The sequence below is a fragment of the Microcoleus sp. A2-C3 genome (genome assembly GCF_036706065.1).
Classification (GTDB): domain Bacteria; phylum Cyanobacteriota; class Cyanobacteriia; order Cyanobacteriales; family Microcoleaceae; genus Microcoleus.
In genome coordinates, this window is the sequence record NZ_JAUBVX010000049.1 from 23171 (window position 1) to 47927 (window position 24757).

Annotated in this window: 15 protein-coding genes and 2 pseudogenes; 10 read left to right on the top strand and 7 right to left on the bottom strand. The window is 46.6% G+C overall.

All coding sequences use genetic code 11. The features are described from left to right. Nucleotides 1-28: 28 nt before the first annotated feature. On the bottom strand, nt 29-3361 hold the full coding sequence (locus tag QUB66_RS22905) for a CmcI family methyltransferase (protein ID WP_332969854.1): 3333 nt from the start codon (nt 3359-3361) through the stop codon (nt 29-31). Nucleotides 3362-3505: 144 nt separating this feature from the next. Here QUB66_RS22905 and cobA point away from each other — a divergent pair, with 144 nt between their 5' ends. From cobA to QUB66_RS22935, 6 genes and pseudogenes are all read left to right on the top strand, one after another. Further along, nucleotides 3506-5071: a uroporphyrinogen-III C-methyltransferase gene (cobA, locus tag QUB66_RS22910; protein ID WP_332969855.1), complete on the top strand. Its 1566-nt coding sequence runs from the start codon at nt 3506-3508 to the stop codon at nt 5069-5071. A 145-nt stretch (nt 5072-5216) separates the two neighbouring features. Next, nucleotides 5217-5405, top strand: a complete 189-nt coding sequence (locus tag QUB66_RS22915; RefSeq protein ID WP_332969856.1) for a DUF2281 domain-containing protein — start codon at nt 5217-5219, stop codon at nt 5403-5405. A gap of 16 nt (nt 5406-5421) precedes the next feature. Next, nucleotides 5422-5784, top strand: a complete 363-nt coding sequence (locus tag QUB66_RS22920) for a type II toxin-antitoxin system death-on-curing family toxin (protein ID WP_332969857.1) — start codon at nt 5422-5424, stop codon at nt 5782-5784. 144 nt (nt 5785-5928) lie between these two features. After that, nucleotides 5929-7119 carry a tetratricopeptide repeat-containing serine protease family protein gene (locus QUB66_RS22925; protein WP_332969858.1) on the top strand — a complete coding sequence of 397 codons (1191 nt, stop codon included), beginning with the start codon at nt 5929-5931 and terminating at the stop codon, nt 7117-7119. Between the two features lie 297 nt (nt 7120-7416). Next, nucleotides 7417-7620 (top strand): annotated as a pseudogene (locus QUB66_RS22930) (Uma2 family endonuclease); the annotation flags it as partial. After that, on the top strand, nt 7584-8216 hold the full coding sequence (locus QUB66_RS22935) for a restriction endonuclease subunit R (RefSeq protein ID WP_265234234.1): 633 nt from the start codon (nt 7584-7586) through the stop codon (nt 8214-8216). The pseudogene QUB66_RS22930 and the gene QUB66_RS22935, both read left to right, overlap by 37 nt. A 202-nt stretch (nt 8217-8418) precedes the next feature. On the opposite strand, the gene QUB66_RS22940 is transcribed toward QUB66_RS22935, so the two are convergent. Continuing rightward, a complete protein-coding gene (locus tag QUB66_RS22940) occupies nt 8419-13545 on the bottom strand; it encodes a CHAT domain-containing protein (RefSeq protein ID WP_332969859.1) in 5127 nt (1708 codons plus the stop codon). A gap of 207 nt (nt 13546-13752) precedes the next feature. Here QUB66_RS22940 and coaE point away from each other — a divergent pair, with 207 nt between their 5' ends. Then, nucleotides 13753-14382: a dephospho-CoA kinase gene (gene coaE, locus QUB66_RS22945; protein WP_332969861.1), complete on the top strand. Its 630-nt coding sequence runs from the start codon at nt 13753-13755 to the stop codon at nt 14380-14382. A gap of 412 nt (nt 14383-14794) precedes the next feature. Beyond that, complete coding sequence (gene patX, locus QUB66_RS22950) at nt 14795-14998, top strand: heterocyst-inhibiting protein PatX (RefSeq protein WP_332969862.1); 204 nt, start codon at nt 14795-14797, stop codon at nt 14996-14998. A gap of 286 nt (nt 14999-15284) precedes the next feature. On the opposite strand, the gene QUB66_RS22955 is transcribed toward patX, so the two are convergent. Further along, a complete protein-coding gene (locus QUB66_RS22955) occupies nt 15285-16688 on the bottom strand; it encodes a TldD/PmbA family protein (protein WP_265234238.1) in 1404 nt (467 codons plus the stop codon). A 279-nt stretch (nt 16689-16967) separates the two neighbouring features. Between QUB66_RS22955 and QUB66_RS22960 the strand changes: the two genes are divergently transcribed. Beyond that, entirely contained in the window at nt 16968-18533 is a 1566-nt protein-coding gene (locus QUB66_RS22960; RefSeq protein WP_265234239.1) for a sensor histidine kinase, read from the top strand. A 201-nt stretch (nt 18534-18734) separates the two neighbouring features. On the opposite strand, the gene QUB66_RS22965 is transcribed toward QUB66_RS22960, so the two are convergent. The 4 genes and pseudogenes from QUB66_RS22965 to QUB66_RS22980 form a co-directional block, all read right to left on the bottom strand. Then, entirely contained in the window at nt 18735-19055 is a 321-nt protein-coding gene (locus QUB66_RS22965) for a sensor histidine kinase (RefSeq protein WP_321161559.1), read from the bottom strand. A gap of 173 nt (nt 19056-19228) precedes the next feature. Continuing rightward, nucleotides 19229-19471, bottom strand: a pseudogene (locus QUB66_RS22970) (hypothetical protein); the annotation flags it as partial. 209 nt (nt 19472-19680) lie between these two features. Further along, nucleotides 19681-22152: an ATP-dependent Clp protease ATP-binding subunit gene (locus QUB66_RS22975; protein ID WP_265234240.1), complete on the bottom strand. Its 2472-nt coding sequence runs from the start codon at nt 22150-22152 to the stop codon at nt 19681-19683. Nucleotides 22153-22802: 650 nt separating this feature from the next. Further along, nucleotides 22803-23369 carry a hypothetical protein gene (locus QUB66_RS22980; RefSeq protein WP_265234244.1) on the bottom strand — a complete coding sequence of 189 codons (567 nt, stop codon included), beginning with the start codon at nt 23367-23369 and terminating at the stop codon, nt 22803-22805. A 122-nt stretch (nt 23370-23491) separates the two neighbouring features. Between QUB66_RS22980 and QUB66_RS22985 the strand changes: the two genes are divergently transcribed. Then, complete coding sequence (locus tag QUB66_RS22985) at nt 23492-24514, top strand: hypothetical protein (RefSeq protein ID WP_332969863.1); 1023 nt, start codon at nt 23492-23494, stop codon at nt 24512-24514. Nucleotides 24515-24757: the final 243 nt, after the last annotated feature.

Sequence of the window (24757 nt, forward strand, 5' to 3'; positions counted from 1 at the left end):
CGCAATGCGCACCCTACGGGAATTAATATCATTTCAATTTTTGAAACCATACTCCTGTTTCATCAATCCTATGCAGAGAAAATGACTCACCTTTCATCTTCTCAAAATCCTGTAATGCTTGCTTGCAGCCCTCCCAATGTCCGTAATCATCCACCTGAATCAAACCATTAGCAATCACACTGTCATAAAGCGTATTAAATATATCCATTGTTGACTCATACCAATCTCCATCAGCGTGCAGAAACGCAATACTTCCTATTGCTGACTTGTATTTGGGTAAAGTCTCGGCGAATAATCCCTTAACCGGTACCACAATATTTCTAACTTGCAGTAATTCACAAATTTTATCCAAATTTTCACTAATTGCAGCTTTGAGAGTTCCTTCGCCAAAATCTGTGAGATTGGCAGGTATTCCCTGATGTTTATCAATCTCGGTAGGTGCCGGCATTCCTTCAAACGTATCAAAAGCATACAGCACTCTCGGACGGCGGCTGTAATGTTTAATTACAAATGCGATTAACGCCGCTGAACCGCCTTTGCAAGTTCCGCATTCTACAAAATTTCCCGGCAAATCTTCCACACATATTTGCTTTGCTAGGGAGTATAGCGAAAACAATCGAGCTTCGCTTAATAATGTGTAAGGTTCGATCGCTAAAAGTATTGCTTGAAAATTGTCATCAAACGGCTTATTTACAACTGATGCACCGAGGGATGGCGGGGCTTTTATTTTCTTTAAAAAACCATTGGTACACCAAGTAATGTTATAGCCAAAGTAATCGCAATAATTGCTATCAATTTCATATTCGGCTTCGTGTGCGGAGAGGAACTGTTTCAATGCTTTGTGAGGGCCATTGTTATATGAAGCATCTTGCTCTAAATCTGAAATAATTCCGTCTTCAATAACAATATATTCTTCCTGCTTAAGATACGGATGGAAGAACTCCAAGACGTGCTTGCTGGTTTCGTAGGTATGGTCAGCATCTTCTATTACCAGTAAGGGACGCGGCAATGAGTTGATAAACTCTGATGTTAATATTTCTGGTAAAGCTCGTCCGTTTCCTTCCATGTAAGTGACGCGAGGATGTTGGACTGAAGTCACTTTGAAAATATCAATAGAATAAATGTGACCGTCAATGCCAAAATTATTTAGCATATCTGCAAACCACAAAGCACTCCCACCATATTTAGATCCAATTTCAATAATTGTGAGCGGTTTTAAGTTCCAAAATAATAGAGGGTACAGCGTAAAATCGAAGGGATTTTTGAGCATCTGTACGCCTCGATATGAATAGTTCAAAGTGGCGTTTTGAATTGACAGCAGATGTTCGCGCGGAAGAGTTGTATTCCACGAACGTTGCTGTGTGGGTATTTTTAGTTGCGGACGCAATAAAGCCCTAGTTAATTTTTCAACTTGCGCTTGTGCTTGGCGGTGGGTTGGATCGATCGCCAGTTCTACTTTAGCCGCTGCAAGTGCTTCCTGATGCCGCCCTAAATTGCTCAAACAAACTGAACGCAGGTAGTACATTCCTGGTACATTGATATTTAGTAAAGCGACTTGTTCAGCTATTCGCATAGCTTCTACGGGATTATTGCTATGGAGGAATGTAACAGCTTGCTGCATCATTTCATGCACTTGTCGTACAGTGACTTCTCGATCTACAGATTGATTGTTTGAAATACCGCTAATTGAATAACCCTGCAAATGGGCTGGCAAATCCCAGGAAATATTGGGGTCTGGTTGATGTTGGACGGGCGTAACATTGCCACGCCAAGCTGCCCCCATAATTTGCATTGTTTGATATACTATAGTATGCCAACCTCTTTCTTTCAAGTAATCTAAACCCTTAGCAACAGCGGGAGCAGCTAAATCGTGAAATAAAATTATGGCATCTTCTTCTGCCAAGTTTTCGCACGCAATGGCATCATTTAACGGCCCATCACCTTCGTGTTCTCCGTCAATAAAAATTAACGACCATTTGCGGTTAAATTCCTTTGCTAATTGTTCAACTCTTGGTGGGCTGTAACCGGGTACGAGCTTCACGGAAGTTTGCATGCCAGAGGCATTGAGAGCGCCTTGAATTGAATCGATGACGCTTTGTCGAATGTCTTCTCTTTCTAGCAGCGGATCGATCACATCTAATTCAACTCCTGCGAGGGCTAAGTGACAAGCAGACCATCCCAGCCAGCAGCCTATTTCTAATGCTTTTTTCCCGGCAAATTGCAGGGCTGTATTGTAAAGAATGTGTGCTTCGTCGCGACTGAGGAATCCGACTGAACTAGCACGGCGATCGACATACCAGTTGTGCTTGATTTCCCGGCGCAGGTAGGGCCACGGACAAGTATTAGTATCCCCAACAACCATGTTGGGAAAGTACGCATCTGGAAGGATGATTTTCAATCCGGGCGAGACGTAATCTCCGGGTAACAAAGTATTGTGGGGGATTTCAGATTGTGGTTTTAATGTCATTTGCTTTGGTTTTAACTGTTGAAATACTGGGTGTTGTATCGGTTGATAGCGGAGACTAATTTCTATTTGATTTCCGTCGGTTGTTGCTAATTTTACCAAGTCGTGCTTGTGACCGGTGATGTGCAGAATGCCGATCGCCCCGTGCGGCAAATACGGCTCCACAAAACAGGCTCGTTGCTTCTCCCAGACGGGCAAACCAAAGTTGCAGCTCCAGTTACACAGAGCCGGCAGCATCTCTGTGCGATCGAACATTTCAGTACCATAAACCAACCGATTTAACGCTATTTGGTCAGTCATCAAAGAAACGTGCCGCTGCAATCCCTCTCCCAGATATTCCGCCCATAATTCCCAGTGCGGGGCATCTTTTTGTAGTGCAAAAACACCTGCATTTATAGTTGGATAGGTGTGCAACTGTTGGGCAATTTCATCGCCGAAAGCTGCTTGATAATCGCGGTAAACAAATTCCCAATACCAAGGTTGTTTGCCGTAAGCTAAATAATAGCCTCTGTCTAATTCTGGAACAACTGCTAAACCGCGTTTTGCCGCGCCTTTAACTAACAGTTCAACAGCTTGCCAATCTTGCACCCAAGCATCGGCATCTATCCACAGGTAGATGTCAAAATTAGGGAAGTAGCGACGCAAAAAAGGACGTGCTAAAAGTCCTTTGAGATAGTGAGGGGCTTCGTTTTGGCCGGGAAAGTCAAAGTCCCAATCAGGTTTTTGAATGAAATTAACTTGTGTTTCCAGCCACTGCAATTGTTCGGGAGTACAGCCGAGATCGAAAAAGCCGATCGCAATATTTGCACCCTCTGATTTTTCCCGCACCGATAAAATAGTACCTCGCACCAGTTCAAAGTAATTTGCATCGGCGGCCGTGATGATGATAATCTGCATAAGAAGGAAGAAGGAAGTTCGGCAACGGATTCTGTAACGGATGTAACGGATGTAACGGATTTCAGTCCGATGGAAGCCGGAAGAAGGAAGAAGAAAGAAGGAAAAATTTTTATACTACATAAAGTATACTATTGAGGATGACTTATGAAAAACCCAAAAGGAAAAGTTTATCTAGTTGGTGCGGGGCCAGGAGATTGTAACTTGATGACAGTGCGATCGCACCAACTGCTATCCCAAGCCGAAGTCTTAATTTACGACGCTCTCATCGACATCCCGCAACTCGAATTAATCCCAGTAACTTGTCGGAAAATCGAAGTCGGCAAACGCGGCGGCAAACCTTCTACACAGCAGCAAGAAATTAACCGTTTGCTGGTAGAACAGTGCAAACTAGGCAAACAAGTAGTGCGGTTAAAAAGTGGCGATCCGTTTATTTTTGGTCGCTCCAGTTCCGAAATTCAAGCATTGATCACAGCAGGCTGCAAGTTTGAAGTAGTACCCGGAATTTCCTCAGCATTAGCCGCCCCAATGCTAGCAGGAATTCCCCTCACAGATCCGGTCATGAGTCGCTGTTTTGCTGTGATGAGCGCCCACGAACCAGATGCGCTGGAATGGGAAGCATTAGTGCGGATTGAAACTTTGGTAATATTGATGGGAGGGCGCAATTTAAGCGAGATAATTTGGCAATTGCAAAAACACGGACGATCGCCCGAAACTCCGATCGCCATTATCCGAGATTGCAGCCGCCCCGAACATAAAATCTGGATTGGCACTCTGTTGAACATCGTACAGCAAACAGCAGGTCAATCTCTATCGCCTTGCGCGATCGTCATTGGAGAAGTAGTCAGATTGCGCGAATATTTAATCGGATCGGAAAGTACAAACATGAGCGTTACACCAGTCATTTCTAACAACAGCCTGCCGCTAGCAGGAAAAACGATTTTAGTCACCCGCGCAGCTTCCCAGTCAGGTCAATTTAGCGATCGACTCCAGCAACTAGGAGCCCGCGCGATCGAAATGCCAGCCTTGGTAATTGGTGCGCCGTCCACTTGGGAACCATTAGACAGGGCGATCGCCCAAATGTCAAGCTTTCACTGGTTAATTCTCACATCCCACAACGCTGTAGATTGCTTTTTTCAACGCTTACAAGCAAAAGGCAAAGACGCCCGCAGCTTATTTGGCATTAAAATCGCAGTTGTCGGCAAAAAAACAGCAGAAAGTTTGCGATCGCACTCTCTACAACCAGACTTTATTCCCCCCAACTTCGTCGCCGACTCCCTAGTCGAAAACTTCCCAGACAAATTGCAAAACTCCAAAATTCTATTTCCCAGAGTAGAAAGCGGCGGTAGAGAAATTTTAGTTAAAGAATTCACCGCCAAAGGAGCGCAAGTAATCGAAGTACCAGCTTACCAATCTTGCTGTCCCGAAACTATCGATCCGATCGCCCTAGCAGCACTCCAAAATCAAGCCGTAGATATCATAACCTTTGCCAGTTCCAAAACCGTGCATAACTTTTGCCACCTCATAGAAACAACTCCCGAACTTTCCTTGTCTCAGGATTGGCTAGAAAGCATTTGTATCGCATCTATCGGCCCGGAAACGTCCAAAAGCTGCCAAAATTTATTGGGCAAATTAGACGTAGAAGCCACAGAATACACGTTAGATGGGTTGACTGAGGCGATCGTCCAATGGGTAACAAAAAATAAAAGATAAGCCCGGCGGTTGAAACCGCGGCTACACAAACAAAGATAAGATAAGCCTGGCGGTTGAAACCGCGGCTACACAAACAAAGTCCGCCTTCGCGGACTAAGAATGCGAGATAAGTTGTAAAATGGTTGTAAAATAACGAGGAGGAAATATGACCGCAAAAGACCAACTTCTTCAAGAACTTGACCAAGTACCAGAATCGGTGTTGCTGAAAGTGCTTGAATTTGTACTTTCCTTGAAAACTGAGGAAGAACAAAAACTAGAATCCAAAACATGGCAGGCATATCTAGATTCAGAACGCGAAAGAAAGGAGGTTTATCGTCGCCTTGCAAACTCCTAATTTTATCATCACAAGTATGGTTTTAAGTATCCACGCCAGACAGATAGAAATATTTGGTGGTACTTCCGGTGTTAGAGACGAAGGTTTGTTAGAGTCAGCTTTGGCTCAACCTCAAGCAACTTTTGGCGGTCAACTTTTGCATCCAACAATTAGCGAACAAGCTGCCGCCTATCTCTACCACCTAGCGATGAATCATCCATTTATTGATGGCAATAAACGAACGGCTTTTGCGGTGGCAGATACCTTTTTGCGTTTGAATGGCTGCAATCTGAATTTGATGGACGATCGAGCTTATGATTTAGTCATGCAAGTCGCACAAGGGACAATGACTAAGGAAGAACTAAGTACCGAGTTCGAGTCATGTATTGTTGAGTTTTAATAAGTTGGCAAATCTACTTTGAGATCAAGAAGGTGCGCACACCCTACAACTGACTGTGGACATAGGAAATCGCGGAACAAAAAAGCGAGTAAAATGATCAGTAAATAACAAAGCCGATCGCCTTTACGTCAAATTACCAATACCATGAATATAAATTTTTCTCGTTTCGACACCTTAAGCACCTTGCTAGCAGGAACCACCGCAGCCTTAACCATAGTCATTAGCCAACCTGCGATCGCCAAAACACCGCAACAAGTCGCCAGCATCGCCGGGCCGCTGACAGTACAAATTAATAGTTCCCTAGGAGACGGTTCTGGCGTAATTATTGCCAAAAATGGCAAAACTTACACAGTTTTAACCGTCAATCACGTTGTAGAAAAGGCAGAAGTGAAGTATACCGTTCGCACATCGATCGGCAAAAACTACCAAGCAACCGCAGTCACTCGCTTACAAACAACCCCAACAGACCCAGATTTAGCCATAGTCAAATTTGAAAGTCCCGAAGAATATCCAGTCGCGACGCTTGCAGATTCCGATCAAGCCGTCATCGGCACTCAAATCTTCGTTTACGGCTATCCCGCTACCGGCGGACTTTTCGGCGCCGAACGAGAACCCGAACTGTCTCCCGGACTTGTTACCAGCCGCCCACGCAGCCGATCGGAAGGTTACACTCTGCGGTATCAGGCAGTAACTTGGAGTGGCATGAGTGGCGGGCCAGTTTTTGACTCCGAAGGCCGAGTCATCGGTTTACACGGACAAGGCGAATTCGGTTTTGCCCAAACCAGTTCCGGCGAAGTCGCGCCGATTAAAACTGGATTTAATGCAGCAGTTCCAATTAATACTTTTATCGGAAAACTGGTAGCGGCGGGAATGAACAAATCCGAGTTGAAAGTAGACAATACTCCCTCAACTAGCGGCCCCGTATCCACCGCCAATCCGCAAGATGCCCAAGCCTATTATTTTCGAGGACTTTCGCGCTTAGATCAAGGAGATGCTTGGGAGGCGATCGCCGATTTCAACAGAGCACTCGCTTTCAAGCCCAAATATACCCCAGAATTGTATTTTAATATCGGTAATGCCCGCACTTTCATCACTTCCGGCTTGCCCCAAACCGAACCCACCCGCGGTTCCACTGCTATTCAAGCATACACGCAGGCGATCGCAGCCAATCCCGGTTTTGCTGATGCCTATTACAACCGAGCTTTAGCTTACCTAGCAACAGAAGACAAACCGAAAGCAATTGCCGACTTTCAAAAAGCAGCAGAACTTTACAACCAAGGCGGCAGAACCAGTGCATATCAAGACGCGCTGAACAGAATCAAACAAGTGCAGTAACAGTTGACAGTTGACAGTTGACAGTTGACAGCGAAGTTTTTAGGCAGGGGATTTAAGCCCCAGCCTAAAAACAATCCACCTAAAGGTGGGAGCTTAAATCCCCTGTGCAGTAAAATTAGAAGTTAAGGATTAAGAATTAAGAATTAAAAATGGGATAATTCATTTTTAATTTTTAATCTAGTTCATACAAACAGCAGGTAAATAAGAATGACTGCTATCACATTAAACCTCAATTCCATTATCAAAATAACTTCCGAACAGTTCTACCAACTGTGCGAATAACACCGCGATCTACAATTAGAACGCAACGCCAATGGACAATTGATCGTCATGCCACCAACCGGAGGAAAAACAGGAAAAAGCAACTCAAGATTTAACTTACAAATTGGACTTTGGAACGAACAAGCCGAACTCGGTGAAGCCTTTGATTCCTCTTACAAAAGATTTGGAATTAGTTTAAAATTATGGTTCAAACAATCCAAGCTAAAAATGTCACATTAGCAGAATTAAAAACACTTTTTGACCTGCAACTTGTCACAGACGACCAATTTTTTCGAGAATGGCAAGACGAGTTGCCAGAAATCACTGAATTTCAACAACGACAGCTAGATCAGATCAAAGCGGGTTACTTCAATTTGCTGGAGTATCCGCCGATGCTGGAAAAAACCATCAGTTTGTCGATCGTCTCTCCGCTGTTATTTGCTGGCGAGTTTTACCTGCATCCTTTCTACATTAAACCAGAAAAATCTGTCGAAATTTCCGAAGAAGACGAAGGGGTAATCATCAAAGGTAGCATAGACACTTTAGTTTTGAAAGACCAGTTTTGGCTGATGGTAATTGAGTCGAAACGAGTTTCGTTTTCCATCGAAGCGGGATTGGCGCAAATCTTAGCTTATATGCTGGCCAATCCGAATCCCGACAAACCCAGTTACGGCATGATTGCTACAGGCGGCAGTTTCATATTTGTTAAATTAGTCAATGGAGAATCACCGCGATATACCACATCTAAAGGGTATCTCACTCGCAACCCCGGTAACGAACTTTATGATGTCCTCCGCATCCTCAAACGCTTGAGTCAAATAGCAGCTAGCAATTAGTCATTAGTCAGTAGTCATCAGTCATTAGTCATCAGTCATTAGTCATACCAATTTCATAAAGTAGCGCTAGATATTACCCCCCCAACCCCCCCGCGAGTTCGGGGTGGCTCAGAATTCATCAATAGCATATCTTTAGAAAAATGGTATCAGTTTGCACGATCGCACCATTCTTCCTTCTTCCCTCTTCCTTCTTCCTTCGCAATTACCAAGGCGAACCAATCATCGTAAAAGCAGCCCAATAATAAGGATGCGACAAATTTTTATCGCCCCTGGCGGCCAATTCCGCAGGCAAAGGCAGAGCTTGATTATTACCCGATCGCACCAAATAACCATCCTGCAACCGCACTTCCCCGCGCAGCATCGCCAACTGCGCTTGCCGCAAAGCCTCAGCCTTAATCGGCGCCGTGCGCAACTGCTGGTAAAACTCAGTCATCAGCCCCAAAGTTCCAGCATCGCTGACATACCACAAACTCGCCAAAGCCGATTTTACCCCAGCGTGCACCGCCAACCCCGCAAACCCCAACTCAGCTTGTTCGTCACCCACCGCCGTAGTACACGCACTCAAAACCAACAACTCCACCTGCGGGTTAGATAACTTCAACTCACCCAACTGATTTAACCGCAACTTAGTATCCCAAAACTGAATGTAAGAATTTTCCGATCCCCCTGGCTGAAAATCGCCGTGAGTAGCCAAGTGAATAATTTTGTATTGCGGTTGATTGCGCTTATTCTTCAAATTTGCCAAGGTAAAAGCTTCATTGAGAAAAGACGCACCAGGCCAAATCTTGCCCACAATTGTTGATATTTCCAGGGGCACAGCAGGCAAAGGATTTTGATCGTATTTTTCGGGAAACTTCGACGCACCCATCGCCAAAACTTCAGAACCTTTAACATCGGCATAGCGAGTATCAGTCAAACTCAAACTGGGAATCAACCCCAAACTATACTTTTCTACCAAGAACTGTTTGCCATCAAAAAGAGCAGCTAAAGGCAAAGTTCGCAAACCGGCATCCATTGAAAACACCAAGGTGTCAATTTTGTTAGCCTCCAATTCCGCTTGCATCGGTGCAATTAACCACTGATAAAGTTCCTGGCCAGGTTCCTTGTAATCAGTAGCATTCAATCTCTTAGGAGATCTCACAGCATTAGTGAATTCTTTAGCAACTTGCAGAACTGTTTCGCGGCTTGCAGACACAGTTTTAAAAATATTTTTGCCGTCTGGCAATAACAACACAAGTTCTAAATGTTGCTCTTTCGCCCACACATAAACGATCGCGGGTTTAACCCCAGTCAATCGATTGACACTGCTGAGAGTATCTCGGATACTTTGTGGTGTGACTGACTTTTGATCGAGATTGCCACCAAAATAACGTTCAAATTCCCGGCCCTGAGCTCTATCCCTTTGCTGCACTGCGTCGATCGGACTTATTTGCATCGCACTCGATCGAGAAATCTCAGGAAACCTCAAATTCCCGACATTTTCTGAATTTCCACCACTCGCGGGCTTCTGTGCCGTTGCCACAGTGCCACCGTTTTCTGTCGCCACAGGTGTGCCCAGATTGTCTTTTAACACAAACGGCGATAGCAGTACCGACCCGGTTGCAGTCTCATTCGATCCCCCCTCAACAGGTACAGCAGTCCCTCCTGGCGAGACATTTACGATACCGCTCTTTGACTCAGACACTGCGGGAGTCTGAGTGACAATTTGTGGAGAATTGCCTGTAGTTTTTAGTGCCACGGTGGTGGTAGTTGTTGCTGGACTCGGCAGACTGAGCACTGGGCTGGTAACACTTGAGGTGGCAGAGTTCGACTTCGAGTTTCCCGTGCCAACAGTTGCCACCGTGCAGGCTCCTAACGGGCAAGAGCTTTGTAGCAGAGTCAGCGAACCCGATCGCACCTGCCCATCTGTAGAAATGCTAACGCTGGCGCGATCGGCAGTCGTTCCCGTTCCCGCAGCCCGAAACGTTCCCCCAGCATCGATTGCCACATCGCCGCCCGTATTGCCATTAGCTTTGATCGAAACAACTTCCACATCTTTCTGCCCATTAATCTTGCTCGAACCGGCACTTCCCGACTGCGAACTCGAATTGATCACTCCTGTCACGATCCGGCCCGGCGCCACGATCGAGATATCTCCGCCACTTTTTGCACCGAAAGCATTGACATTGCCAGATTCTACCGCACCCGCGCTGCGGATGTTGATATCGCCCGCCGTCCCGTTTGCCGATCGAGATGACACAACACCAGCAGTCACATTACCTTGACTGCTAGTGATGTTAATCCCCGCATTCGAGGTAACGTCTCCGACTGTCACAGTACCGCCCATCAGAGCGATGCTAGCGTTATCAATTCCCACGATCGCACCCGTTCCCATGATCGCACCCATTCCCAAGGGCGAGCGAATCGTCGTCGGATCTTGAAATGTCACCGCCGGCGTTGAATCTGAGGCTGTGGTTGCCGGAGTAATCACAATTTGGCCGCTACCGTCAGCACGCCCGATTGCTACGGAAGCAAAGCCATTCCGCAGCGAGTTCAATTCCGCAGCAGTCAAATCCAAAGCCTCAGTCTCAGCAGCACCGGCAATCGTCACATTTTGAGCCGGATCGGACGGTTGCAGCACCAGATTGCCGTTGCTGCCGATCGAATTATTGCCACCAGTCAAATCAATTTCATTGCCTGTCAGAGTAATATTTCCCCCTGTTTCCGAGCCGCCAGCTTGGATCGCCTCAGCAGTCACTCCGTTGCGCCCTGTTAGCGTCACATTTCCCGCGCGATCGCCCCTCGTGTCGATCGCAGCCACTGTTACCGTACCCTCTGCGGTAACGCTTACATCACCCCCCGACGTGCGTGGCACTTTGGCAGAATTGACAGAAGTGCTGATGCTGGGCGGATTTCCCGTGCGTAGCTTAGCCGTAGTGACATTACCCGCCGTGCTCGTGATCCGAATTTCCTGATTGTTGGTAGTGATATTTCCCGTGCGGATATTGCCCTCAGCTTTCAGAGTAATTGAGGCATTGTCCGCCCCTGTCAGGGAACTTGTGCTCGTGATTGTTCCCAAACCCGCCGGCGATTGAATCATTAGCGGGTCATAAAATGTGAAATCATTAGCAATCAGAATCGAACCAGTACCGTTGCGGAGGCCGATCGTAATTCCAGCAAACCCATTTTGCAAACTTCCGAGATCGCTTGCCGTCAGATTCAGATAAGTAGTAGTCCCGACATCTCCTGAACCAGCGATTACAATATTTTGACCAGGGCTCCAAGGTTGGAGTACCAACAAGCCCGTGCCACTGACCGAATTTTTGTCGCCTGTCAAATTAATTTCATTACCAGTCAAAGTAATATTTCCCGAACCCGCTGCGATCGAACTAACTCCCAGAACATTCCCAGCCGTCAAAGTTACATTTGCCGACGATTTAGAACCGCTAGCATCAAGTTTTTGGGCCGTGACATTCAGGCCTTCGAGCAGAATATTGCCACTGCTACCGCTGCTAGGATTCGATGCAGAAATATTGTTTGTAACCGTCGTTCCCGGACTAATCAAACTAATATTTCCGCCGTTGCTTGACAAATTGCCCGCAGTAATTTGACTTCCCGAAATGGCGATCGCGCCACCTTGAGTGCTAATTGTATCTTGAGCATTCATCGAAAAAACACCCGCACCATTGCGATCGGCATCTGCTCTCAATGTCACCGATCCAGTAGTTGCCGAAAAGCTCAACTGATTGTCCGCCAAATCAGCAATTTTAATATCATTCAGCGCTTCCAGAACCAGATTTGTCGTCGCCGAGATACTTTCCAAAGCTCTTCTGGAAATTGTCAGCGAAGGATCAGAATTGTCTTGCTGCTGTCCTGATGGCGTTCCGGTTGCCAAAATATTACTGTTAGCAATAACTGCCGCATCCCCCGCAGCTTCTGAGGAATCTGTAATTAAAATATTTTCCGGATCGAACAGCAAAGTCCCCAAACCATTTGTCCCGGAAGTATCGACAGTGCCATTAAAAATCAATCTTTGCTTACCGGAAATTTCCACAAATCCGCCAACACCTGTGCTGGAAGTTGCAGAAACACCAGTCGCGCTGATGTTGCCGAAAAATGCTGTCGTGTTGTTCGCCCAGACAAAAACTCTGCCACCATTACCTGTGCTAGTTGCGTTGGCTGCGATCGAGCTTTTGCCATCCACATAAGTCATCGTGGCATTCGGCACCGTTCCCTCGCCACGGTAATCTCCCCCGATCCGCACCGTGCCGCCGCCATCGGGCCCCGAAGCCTCAATCTTCGCTCCCAACAGCCCTACCTTCTCGCCCAACACGTTCACAGTGCCTCCCGCACCCCCCCTGGCAGACACGTCCGCAACACCCGATACTAGAGCAGTTCTGGCACCTGCCGGTACTGTTGTGCCGCCGGTCAGTACGACTTCACCGCGATCGTTCGTAGTTAAACCAGTAGCGTTAGCCACGCCGGAACCCGATAGTAGCTTTGGCAAACTCAGAGGAGAGAAGGGAAGAGCTTCCGAACCAGGCACTCCCGCAGCCGGAGTAACTTCCAAACTCAGCAAAAGTCCGTTTTGACTCAACCGCACCAGATTTTCGCCCGGAACCGCCGCCACCGTAATTTGACCACCGGGCGCCGAAAGTTTCCCCGTACTAATCACCGTACCGCCGAGCAAAGTCAAATTTTGACCAGTCTCCACAGCCAAGTCACCGGCATTGACAATACTCCCCGGCTGTGCGCCAAAAGCAAAAGTATTCGGTGTGCCCAGTAGATCTGCGTAGTTGTTTGTCCCAGTACCGTTAAACCAGCCGCTATCAAAACCGATACCGCTAGCGGTGGTAGCAAAAAAAGACCCGGACACGTCGAGTCGGGCATTATTGCCAAAAATAATCCCTGCGGGGTTGATCAAGTACAAGTTAGAATTGCCACCACTAACTTGAATTAGACCGTTAATTAAGGAAGCGTCGCCGCCGACAACGCGGCCGAGGATATTTTTAATGTTTGGGTTGGAGAGAAAATTGGCAGTTTCGCCAGAATTCAGACCAAATCGAGTAAAACTGTGGAACAGATTTGCTCCGTCTCTGGAGGGTGTGCCGCCTTTAATGTCGTAGCGAGAGGGGGTTCCTGTACCAGGTGTGATGGTGGTTCCGGTGCCGTCTGGGGCTGAAATAATCTCCCCGGCCTGGGCACTTTGAGATTGGGGATAAATTGCCACAATCACCCATCCGCTGATATCTTCTTGGAGGAAAACCAGGTTGGGGAAAAAATCTAATATCAAAAATCCAGCAAGGGGAATTGCTGCCAGAATCGATCGCACAGCACGTTGAGCATTCATAAGATTTGCCTCGATCTAGACCTGAATTCGAGCTTTAAATGGAGATTTTAGGTAAAAAATAGTCGATCGCACCCCAATGCTGACAATTCCTAACGCTAACTCTCGATCGCAAATTTCAAATTTTAAGTCGAATTTTGATTGTGTCACCAACATAGCAAAGACATACAGTAAGTGTCGAAACACCAGAAGTTAAAACGCCAGAAAATTATGAGTGATCGAATTGTCCGTGCGATCGGTTTAACTGGGGGCATCGCCACCGGGAAAACCGCCATATCTAATTATCTGGCAGATACCTGTGGATTTCCGATTTTAGATGCCGATATTTACGCCCGCGAAGCTGTGCACCCAGGTTCGCCAATACTGGACTCTATTGTAGAACGATATGGCGCGGTTATTTTGCTCCCCGACGGCAATTTAAATCGCCCCGAGTTGGGAAATATTATTTTTTGTAACCCATCCGAACGGCAGTGGTTGGAACAACAGATTCACCCTTATGTGCGCCGCCGGTTAGTGGAGCGAACTCAAAGCTGTATTTCTGCATCGAATCCGGTATCGCCAAACACATTGACTGTGGTTTTGGTAGTACCACTGCTGTTTGAAGCTAACATGACTGATTTGTGTACCGAAATTTGGGTGGTATACTGTTCGCCCGAAGTGCAGTTACAACGACTGATGCAGCGAGATGGCTTGAATTGCGATCGAGCCTCGGCCCGCATTAACGCCCAGATGCCACTAGCTCAAAAATGCCAAAAAGCTGATGTTGTTTTGGACAACTCATCAACCCTCGACTCGCTATTCGCGCAAATAGATATGCAACTCAGTCGATTTTCCATTTGAGATTTGAGATTTGCAATTTGAGATTAACTGGCGATATGGGTTGAAAAACCCGGTTTCTATAATCCCTGCGCGCAATTCTTGAATGGTTGCGTCCTCATATCAATAAATTATGAAGTTAATCTGAATAGTCGTAAAAATTTATAATTTGCGGTTGTCGTTTCCTGGTTTGAAGAGTATTTAAAGAGGATTGCAGGGGTTAAATTCTGCTTGTTGCCCGCAAACAGCAGGCAACTCGAACTTATGAGCGAACAAGCGAGTTAGATGAGGGGTTTTACCCCGTTTTGACGAAAAATCAAAAAAATTGCAGGTATTGTCAATTACTAATTGATGATTTCGCGCCAATTCAATTTTTTCCCCTGATAGCAGAGTAGAGGCTGTGTATCAAGAAGTGGAAAATACGACACGGAACTCTATGATGCGCCTCTACTCTTCTATCCTGATGTCAAGCCTGTTACTGAGCGGCACCGCAGTTAAGGCTCAAAGCATGGAAACTCGATCGACCTTTTTCTCTCAAAACAACTCTGCTCCCGAAACGATCGCCACTTTCACCGACACTCAGATCTTTTACGGAGATAAGGATAAGGATACCTTGCCCGAACGAGGCAGCGGGAGATAAATCCGAAAAAATGGATAATTTTGCCAAAAAGAAGCAAATATACTGAATTATTACTTTTAGTATGTTTGCTTCTTTTTTATTGTCGGGACAATTTCAATACGGTTCACTTAACGCTTTTTTGTCATTGCGATCGCAGAGAAAGCAAACAAGAGTGCCTATTTTTCACATCGTTTTTCCAACGGACTGTCTTAATTGAACCGTATTGGGGACAACTCGGTAAAAAAATCAAAGTAAAGCGCGAGTAGGAATCTTCGGCTTTACCTGAATTTTTTAAACTTTTTAAGCTTCAATCTTCCGCAGCTTCGCCGCCAACAACCACATCGCGAATCCGCAAACTGGGCCCGCCACAACCCACGGGTAAACCGCTTTGTCCTCCTTTACCGCAGCCGCCGGATTCATCCCAGTAGAAATCGTCGCCGATCGCCTCAATATCGGCTAAAGTGCTGAAAACATTACCCGAAAGAGTCACATCCCGCACCGGATTGTCCAGTTTGCCATCGCGAATCATCCAAGCTTCGCCAGCACTGAAAGTAAACATTTCGCCGTTAGTCATGCCGCCTTGCCAATTGCGCGCATAAACACCCTCTTTGATCCCAGAAAATAAATCAGCAACAGGTGTATCGCCCCTTTCGATCCAAGTATTCGTCATGCGGACGATCGGCGGATAGTGATAATTCAAACAGCGAGCATTACCCGTAGGCGTTTCTCCCAACTTACCCGCAGTTTCCCGCGAGTGCAGCCGCCCGACTAAAGCGCCGTCTTTAATTAACTGAGTCGTAGTCGCCGGAGTCCCTTCATCGTCATAGAAATAGCTGCCACGGTGTCCCTGTGGCGCTGCACCGTCGAAAATTTGCAAGTTTTTGGGCCCAAACTGGCGGCCCAGGGTCATAATTTCCAAGATGTCGGGATTTTCGTAGGCCATGTCGGCTTCGGAGAGGTGTCCGAAGGCTTCGTGGACGAATAATCCGCTGAGAATTGGGTCGATGACGACGGTGTAGGTGTTGCCTTGGACGGATGGCAAGGCTAGGGAATCTACGGCGCGCTGAGCGGCGCTGCGAACTTGGGTGTCAAGTTCGGTTAAATCTTCGTAAGCTTTGCGGGAACCGGTGGTTTCGCGGCCGGTTTGTACGGTTTCCCCGCTGCGGGCGGTAGCTGCAAAGCGCATTTCCATGTCTACCCAACCTTGTTCGAGCATGGTACCTTCGGAGGTGGCTAGGATCATGCGCTGGGTGCTGTCGCCGTAGCGCACGGAGATGGTGGCAATACGGGGGTCTATGCTACGCAAAATGGCTGCGTAGCGATCGCATAATTGCTTTTTCTCAATTAGCGGCACTAAACGCGGATCTGTTCCTGTCAACGGTAGGAAGCAAATGTCTTGTACTGGCTTAACTGGCGCGAGAATCGTTTCTTCTTCGCCGATCAGTTTGGCTGCGGCGATGGCTTCTTCGATTCTTTCGGCGAGGGTGGAAAGTCGGTTAAAACTGGCAAAGCCCCAGCCACCTTTGTGACAGGCTCGGACTTGGCCTCCAATTGAGACTCCTTCGCTGAGGGTTTCAATTTTTTCGCCCCGCAGCAGGATGTCTGTGCCTTCGGCTTCTTCGAGTCGAATTGCTAGATAATCTACTTGGTTGCGGTAGCGTGCCATTAAGTCTGACAGCAGATTTTTTGAGTCGGCGATCGAGGTGGGCATGAATTTGCACTATTTAACTGCATCCATTTTGCACTTTTGTTAGGGCGATCGGGCTTGTTGGTGCAAAATATCCACTCCTTGCGCGGAGATTGCGACTTATTGGTACGGTTCTGCCAATATCGTTAGTTGACAAATATAGATATCCTGTGGGTTAGGGGCAAGACGCAAGAAATTAGGCTGGTTGTTTCCGTCCTACTGGTGCTTAAATTCTCGCTCCTAAACATTCCTATAAATAAATACTTCATTCTTCACGTCTGTGAAGGTGGGCTTATAACTACTGTGAATACTTACTTTCTACCAACAATCAGCGAAATTTTAGCCTCCGAAGGCTCTGAAAATGACCTCACTCCCGATCCGAGGTCGATCGCCCAAATCGGTCGCCCGAAGTGTCCTGGGAGTCGTGCGGCTGCTAGACAGAAGGCTGAACGGGAATGGTATGGGGCGATCGCAACTTTGAATCAAATGCTCGATCGGCAAAAACACTGTCTCTCCCCAAATCCCACTTCTTGTCAGGGATTGGTTTTGTCCGGGCCGTCTTCGGTTTTGACAGAGCCCGCTGTCGCTTCCGGTTTTGCTAATTGGATTTTTACCAGTATTCCCGACAACGATGCAGGTTTGTGGTCTTTTCGTGCTAGACAAACTTTAGCTTTGCTACCGGCGGCCCAGCAGCAAATATCTGTACCGGAGGCTGCCCCGGCTTTAGCTTTGGCGATCGGCGATCCTTTGGCAAACGAGCAGTTTTGTTTGGTTTTAACTGCTACTTTTAGTCTGGTGATGGTTTTGGGTGAAAATTCGGCTGGAATGCCGGCTTTTCTATTTTCTTTCGACCCGCAAATCGCCGCCAAAGCTTGGGAAGTTTTGCGGAGCAGGGTGACTGAAAGCGATTGTTTGCTTGCCAATTCTGACGGCGGGATCAATTTGCCAGTCAGCCAATTAACTCATAATTCTACGAAATTAGACGCGCTGTTCCAGCAGTTTTTGCCTGTAGATCCAAACTATCAAACAGTCGCGCAGTTCACCCGCTTGCTGCTGCATAATTTGCCCATTGGGAAAGACGAAGTGTCGAGGGGAAAACACGAAAGAGTTGATGATAGCTTGAAAGGGCAGCAAAATATCAATTGTAAGTCTCATCTGCCTCATGCTACCAAAGAAGTGGAATTGCTACAGGCGATCGCCCACGAAGTCCGCACTCCTTTGGCCACCATCCGCACCCTGACTCGGCTGCTGCTGAAACGCCCCAAACTCGAACCGGTGGTGGTGAAGCGTTTGGAAATGATTGATGCTGAGTGTACCGCTCAGATCGATCGCTTCGGTTTAATTTTCCGCGCCGTAGAAATGGAAATGTCCCAAGCAAAAAATTCTGCGATGCAGCTAACAGCAATGTCCCTCGGTGAAGTGCTCCAAAATAGCATTCCGCGCTGGCAAAAGCAGGCGAGTCAGCGCCATCACACTTTAGATGTGATTATACCGAAAAAATTGCCAGCGGTAGTCAGCGATCCGACGATGTTGGATCAGGTTTTAAGTAATTTAATTGAGAATTTTACTCGCACTTTGCGATCGGGGAGTCGCATTCAGGTGGAGGTGACTTTAGCAGGGAGTCAGTTAAAGTTGCAGTTGGAATCGGAACACTTATCTGAAGGTAAAGGCGTATCGACTTTTGCAGAATCGGCGAATGCTCCTTTGCGATCGATCGGACCTTTGTTGATGGTGCAGCCGGAGACGGGAAGTTTGAGTTTAAATTTGAGCGTGACTAAGAATTTATTTCGGGCTGCTGGCGGCAAGTTGGTAATTCGTCAGCGCCCAGAAAAGGGTGAGGTGATGACGGTATTTTTGCCACTGCAATAGTCGATAGCAGAAGGAAGAAGGAAGAAGGAAGAAGGAAGAAGGAAGAAGGAAGAAGGAAGAAGGAAGAAGGAAGAAGGAAGAAGGAAAAAGTGAGCATCCTGATGAGTGTAAAAAGCGTGTTTTAGGAGTGCGAACTCCTAAAATTATGATTCGGATGGCAACGGAAACGATATCGATCGACTGAACGCGATGTGATACTTTTTACACCGGAATCTCGATCGCAAATTCTGTCCCTTCTCCCAATGCAGAAATACAACTCAGTTTTCCGCCGTGTTTTTCTTCTACAATCTGACGGGCGATTGCCAATCCCAATCCCGTTCCTTTTCCAACCTCTTTTGTAGTAAACAGGTAGTCGAATATCCGCAATTTTACTGAATCGGACATACCCAGGCCGTTATCTCTGATGCGAATTACTACGGTTGAAAGGTCGATCGACATTTCAGTACAAATCATAATGCGCCCAGGTTCGGCCTGTAATTCCGCAAAAGTTCGTCCAACGCTCGCTGCGTCCAAAGCATCGATCGCGTTAGCGAGTTACAACCCACTTTCCGCCTTAACATAAAATCGCGAATTTTTGGCTAAAAAATTGCTATCTTCCATTCTATACAAGCGTTATAGCCCCTGTATGAAAATATTAATTTTTCTTGATAATTATTTTTATACGATCGATTTTTTGGGATTATTAAGAAGTATTCTCAAATTAAATCTCTATAATGACGTTTTTTAGTCAAAATATTTTTAACTGTGTTAAGAAGTGCGGAATGTGGGCTCAAAAATTCTCGCATTTCATTAGCTTGTTCTTCTGTCAATGCCGGGTAACAAAGTAACTCCACCCAAGTAATCGGACAGTAGAAAGCCTCTGCATCTCCAGCTTTAATTTCATCAAATATAGACTGAACTTCCGGCTCATCATTGAAGTAATAAATCAGGATGTTGGTATCGAGAAGATATTTAGGCGTTGCTTAATCAGGGTATGAAAAAGAACTAGGCAAAAATCCAGAAGTTTTGTGGAAAATGGTTTTTATGATTTGCCTATTTAGCCGTTCATACCGTAAATCAGCAACGCCATATTTTTTAATTAAAAACCCGGTTACTGCAAGAAACCGGGTTTTTAATCAGACGTTATTTATCGCTTTGTTGATCGCAATTAATGACTCAATGCCAATTCAGGCAATTTCGGCTCAGATGAACCATCGGGTAACACCTTAACCTGACCGTTTTCATCCACATCAACGATCGCACTTTGGCCTTCTTTCAGCTTCCCAGACAGCATTTCCTCAGCCAGTACATCTTCCAACAACCGCATGATAGCGCGGCGCAAAGGTCGAGCACCATAGCTAGGATTGTAGCCTTCTGTAACTAACAAGTCCTTGAACTTGTCTGTCACCGACAAAGTAATACCCTGTTCGGTTAAGCGGCCGAAGACTTGCTGCAACAGGATATCTGCAATCTGCTTGACTTCTTCCTTGTTCAACTGGCGGAAGACGATAATTTCATCCAAGCGGTTGATAAATTCGGGACGGAAGAACTGTTTCAATTCTTCGTTTACCAAGTTGCGAACGCGGCTGTACTGCGCGTCTGCGGCACCTTCAGCAAACTCGAAACCGAGACCACCGCCGCCTTTTTCAATCACTCGTGAACCGATGTTTGATGTCATGATCAGCAGCGTATTCTTAAAGTCTACCGTCCGACCTTTAGCATCGGTCAAACGGCCGTCTTCCAAGATTTGCAGCATCATGTTGAAGACATCCGGGTGAGCTTTTTCGATTTCGTCGAATAAGATCACTGTGTAAGGACGACGACGCACTGCTTCTGTTAGTTGACCGCCTTCGTCGTAGCCGACGTAACCCGGAGGCGAACCGATGAGTTTAGAAACAGTGTGGCGTTCCATAAACTCGGACATATCTAACCGAATCATCGCTTCTTCGGAACCGAAGAAATATGTGGCTAAGGCTTTTGTCAGTTCGGTTTTGCCGACGCCTGTGGGCCCGGAAAAGATGAAACTGGCGATCGGGCGATTGGGATTTTTCAAGCCAACCCGCGCGCGGCGGATGGCGCGAGAAACTGCGCTGACAGCTTCTTCTTGACCGATCAAGCGCTGGTGCAATGTGTCTTCCATGTGCAGCAGCAATTCCGATTCCGATTCTGTCAGCTTGCTAACTGGTACTCCCGTCCAATTTGCCACGATGTGGGCGATGTCTTCTTCGGTGACGATGGGAGAGATTCTGATCTGGCTTTTGTTGATCGTAGCTTCGGCAATTTGGGCTTCGATTTCTAATTCGCGATCGCGCAATTTTCCAGCTTTATCAAAGTCTTGTTCCCGCACAGCAGCATCTTTTTCTTTGCTGACGGCCGGAAGTTGTTTTTTGAGTTCTTTAACTTCGGGCGGGGTTTGCGAGTTCAGAACGTGGACGCGGGAACCTGCTTCGTCAATTAGGTCGATCGCCTTATCTGGCAAAAATCGATCGTTAATGTACCTGTCTGACAGTGTAGCCGCTGCTTCTATAGCTGCATCGGAAATTGTCAGTCGGTGGTGCTGTTCGTAGGCCGATCGCAAGCCGTACAATATTTCTATTGTTTCAGCCACACTCGGTTCGCCGACTTTAATTGGTTGGAAGCGGCGTTCTAGGGCAGCATCGCGCTCAATGTATTTGCGATATTCGTCCAAGGTAGTTGCGCCGACACACTGCAATTCTCCTCTAGCAAGAGCCGGTTTGAGCATATTGGAGGCATCCATGCTGCCTTGAATCGCGCCTGCACCAACTAAGGTATGAATTTCATCAATTACCAGAATGATGTTGCCTGCTGCGCGAATTTCCGCCATAATTTTCGTCAGCCGTTCCTCAAATTCGCCTCGGAATTTCGTACCAGCAATCAGCGAACCCATATCGAGGCTGATTACTTGTTTGTCTTCTAAAATTTCCGGGACGTTTCTGTTAACAATTCGCTGGGCGAGGCCTTCGGCGAGGGCTGTTTTGCCGACTCCCGGTTCGCCTACTAACACCGGATTGTTCTTCGTGCGGCGTCCGAGCACTTGGATCACGCGCTCGATTTCATTTTCGCGGCCCACGACTGGATCTAGTTTGCCGGCGGCTGCTAGCTTAGTTAGGTTGGTGCCGAATTCTTCTAAAGTCGGGATTTTACGATCGCCACCGCTATCTCCTCGGCCTCCGGGTACTGCCGCGACTTCTCCCACGGCACGAATTACCTGCGTGCGGACTCTCTGGCGATCGATTCCCAGGTTTTGCAGCACCTTCGCCGCCACACCTTCATCGTCTTGAATCAGCCCCAGCAGGATGTGCTCTGTGCCGATGTAATTGTGTCCTAACTGTCGCGCTTCGTTCAGCGCCGTCTCAAAAATGCGCTTGACGCGGGGGGTAAACGGAATTTCCGGCGGGAGGAACCCGGAACCTCTACCGATAATATTTTCGATTTCATTGCGCGCCTCTTTCAAGTTGAGGCCCATATCCAGTAATACTTTTGCAGCGATTCCAGTGCCTTCGCCGACGAGTCCCAAAAGGATTTGCTCGGTGCCTACAAAATTGTGGCCGAGGCGCCGCGCTTCCTCTTGGGCTAGCATGATTGCTTTAATGGCTTGTTCTGTAAAGCGTTCAAACATATTTTTTCTATCCTACTGTCTTGGCGAGGGTTGTATCGCTGCTGGTGAGGAGCGATTTGGATCACTACACAAATTATATATGTAAATTTTTGTGTATTTCCTTTAATTCAATGTATCGCTACTAAGAGGAGGCGGACAGTGGGGAGAGCCGAATAGTTGGGGTGTGTTTGCCGTCTGGCTGTGCGATCGAACTGTGCCAATGCAAATTAATGTTATCAATCACGATTTCACTCATTTCCCAACATACTGTGTTGCCGCTCCCCTGTCAAGCATTCTCTTAAAGCGAGCTATCGACAATGTTTCTTCGGGCGGGGGAATGCTTTTGTTTCAAATTACGTACTTTGAGCAAAAGTATTGCACCCCAAAGCAATTTTATTGTAACAGTTTGACTTACGCACGGGCGGTCAGAAACCGGGTTTTTTACTAAAATCCTTCGTTGCAGCCTGTAGATTTGGTAAAAAACACGGTTTATTGGGGCTTTGTGCGTCCAGGAATCTACAGGTTAAGGGACTTATGGGCGATCGCCATTCCCAAATTAGCTGCCTTTTGAAATTGCTATTAATCGCCTACTTGCAAAATCTACGATCGAGACTTGAAGCCGTGAATTTTTCTTGTCATCTTTTCCTTAAACCCATGACAATTTCCTGACTTTAAAGCCATTGTGGAACCAACTGTTTAATAACTTTCACAAACCCGATCGCAATTTGAATCAGCGGCCAACCCACAAAACAGATTAACACTGCCCAGCGAGTTTTAATATCCAAACCTTGACGAACCGCCACAATTACAGATAGCAAGCTCCACACAGCTAATATCCGCTCTATCCCTTCTCCCAGCAAGGGAATTAACGTTAAAAAATTCAGCACTTGCGGGGCGTAGGCAAATCCGATCGGAACCAACAACTCCCCATAACTTACATGACCTGGTTTCAGCCACTGCCCGATTTTAAAGATAGTGAAAGTCCAAAAATAATAACCCCCCACCAGTGCCAAAGCATCTATCCAAAGTGCTAACAATAACACGGATAGCTCAGTTCGATTGATTAACAAAATGACGGCACTGCCAAAAACGCGGGACACCGCTGCTAAAATTACAATCGTTAAAGCTATCCGCTTCGTTCTGGCAGTGTAGGGAGTTTTTTCGTAAAAGTTGCTGTTCAAAGAAAGTGAGTTCCACAGCGTTCTTCGCAAACCAGCAATTGAATCTTCTCCCTTCACGTTTAACTCCTGCTCCTCAAGATAGTTGACAACTCGGACAAAATAAGCTCTAATACAGCACAATCACCAAAATATTTCTACATAATTAGGTAATTAACAGGCATTCTACCAGATTTTATTCAATGCTAAGATTGATTTTGCAGATACTTGTGTGGCTGCGCGGAGGAAGTTTAAATTTGTTGCTCATCGCAGGTCTAATCCTGTTAGTTTGGGGCATTCTTTCGCCAGTGGGAACTGTTATATGGTGGCTTGGTCAAAGTGCCGAAACTTTGGGTTTTAAGAAAAATTCGCCGGAGATATTGCCCCCGAACGAAAGCAGCCCGGAAGCGCGCAAGTCTTCGTCACTCAATTGTTATATCATCTTTTTGCCCGGAGTTGGCGATTTTTCGGGGGACGAACTAACAGCGGGAGAAGCATTTTTTCTCAACCATTTAGTTAAAAGTCACCCGCAGTGCGTAGCAGTGGGGGATATTTTTCCTTATTCAGCTTCTAACAAAAGTTTAGGCGGACAGCGCTGGCTAGCTCCTTTTTGGCGGTTTGCAGCGCAGGCAAAAAGTGGGCCGATTGCTGCGGATATATTCATCAAAATTCGCAATCTTTGGAGGTTTGCAATTTCTCTCGATTATCGCTACGGTTTTGCATACAATCAGGGAATTGCTCATGCAATTATCGAGCGCATGAATGCTCAATCTCCGATTTCAGCTAATCCTCAAAAACCTTTGCAAGTTATTTTAATTGGCACTAGCGGCGGCGCACAAGTTGCTTTGGGTGCTACTCCCTATCTTAAAGAATGGCTGAAAGCAGAAATTACTGTTATTTCAGTTGGGGGCGTGTTTTCGGGAGAAAATGGTTTTGCAGAAGCCGATCGCATTTTCCATTTTCGTGGCACTCGCGATTCAATTGAAGATATTGGCGGCATCGTTTTTCCAACTCGCTGGTACTGGTTCGCGACTTCTCCTTTCAATCAAGCTCGTTTGCAAGGACGCTACGCAGAAGCTGTCAGCGGCCCTCAAAAGCACGACGGCGATGATGGATATTTTGGCGAAAATCTGGCGGATAACGGTCAAAAGTATGTAGATATCACGCTGGATAAGATTAATCAATTGCCTGTTTGGTCTGAGGGCGCGGCCCAAAGAAAGGACTGAAGTCCGAACGATCGAACCTATAAAAATGTAATGATGTGTGCCTTCTACCGACGGCGGTCATTTGAAGAATTTATGCTCGAATCAATTCAACTTTATCATCTTTTGTAAATATGCCAAATTAAATCAACTGATGATATTTTTTCACTGTGAAAAGGCGCTTGATTAACAGGGCTATTTCATTCTAAACAGATCTTTGAGTATGCTACAACTAAAGCCAGCGAGACGTTGAGCTTGAGCCATGTT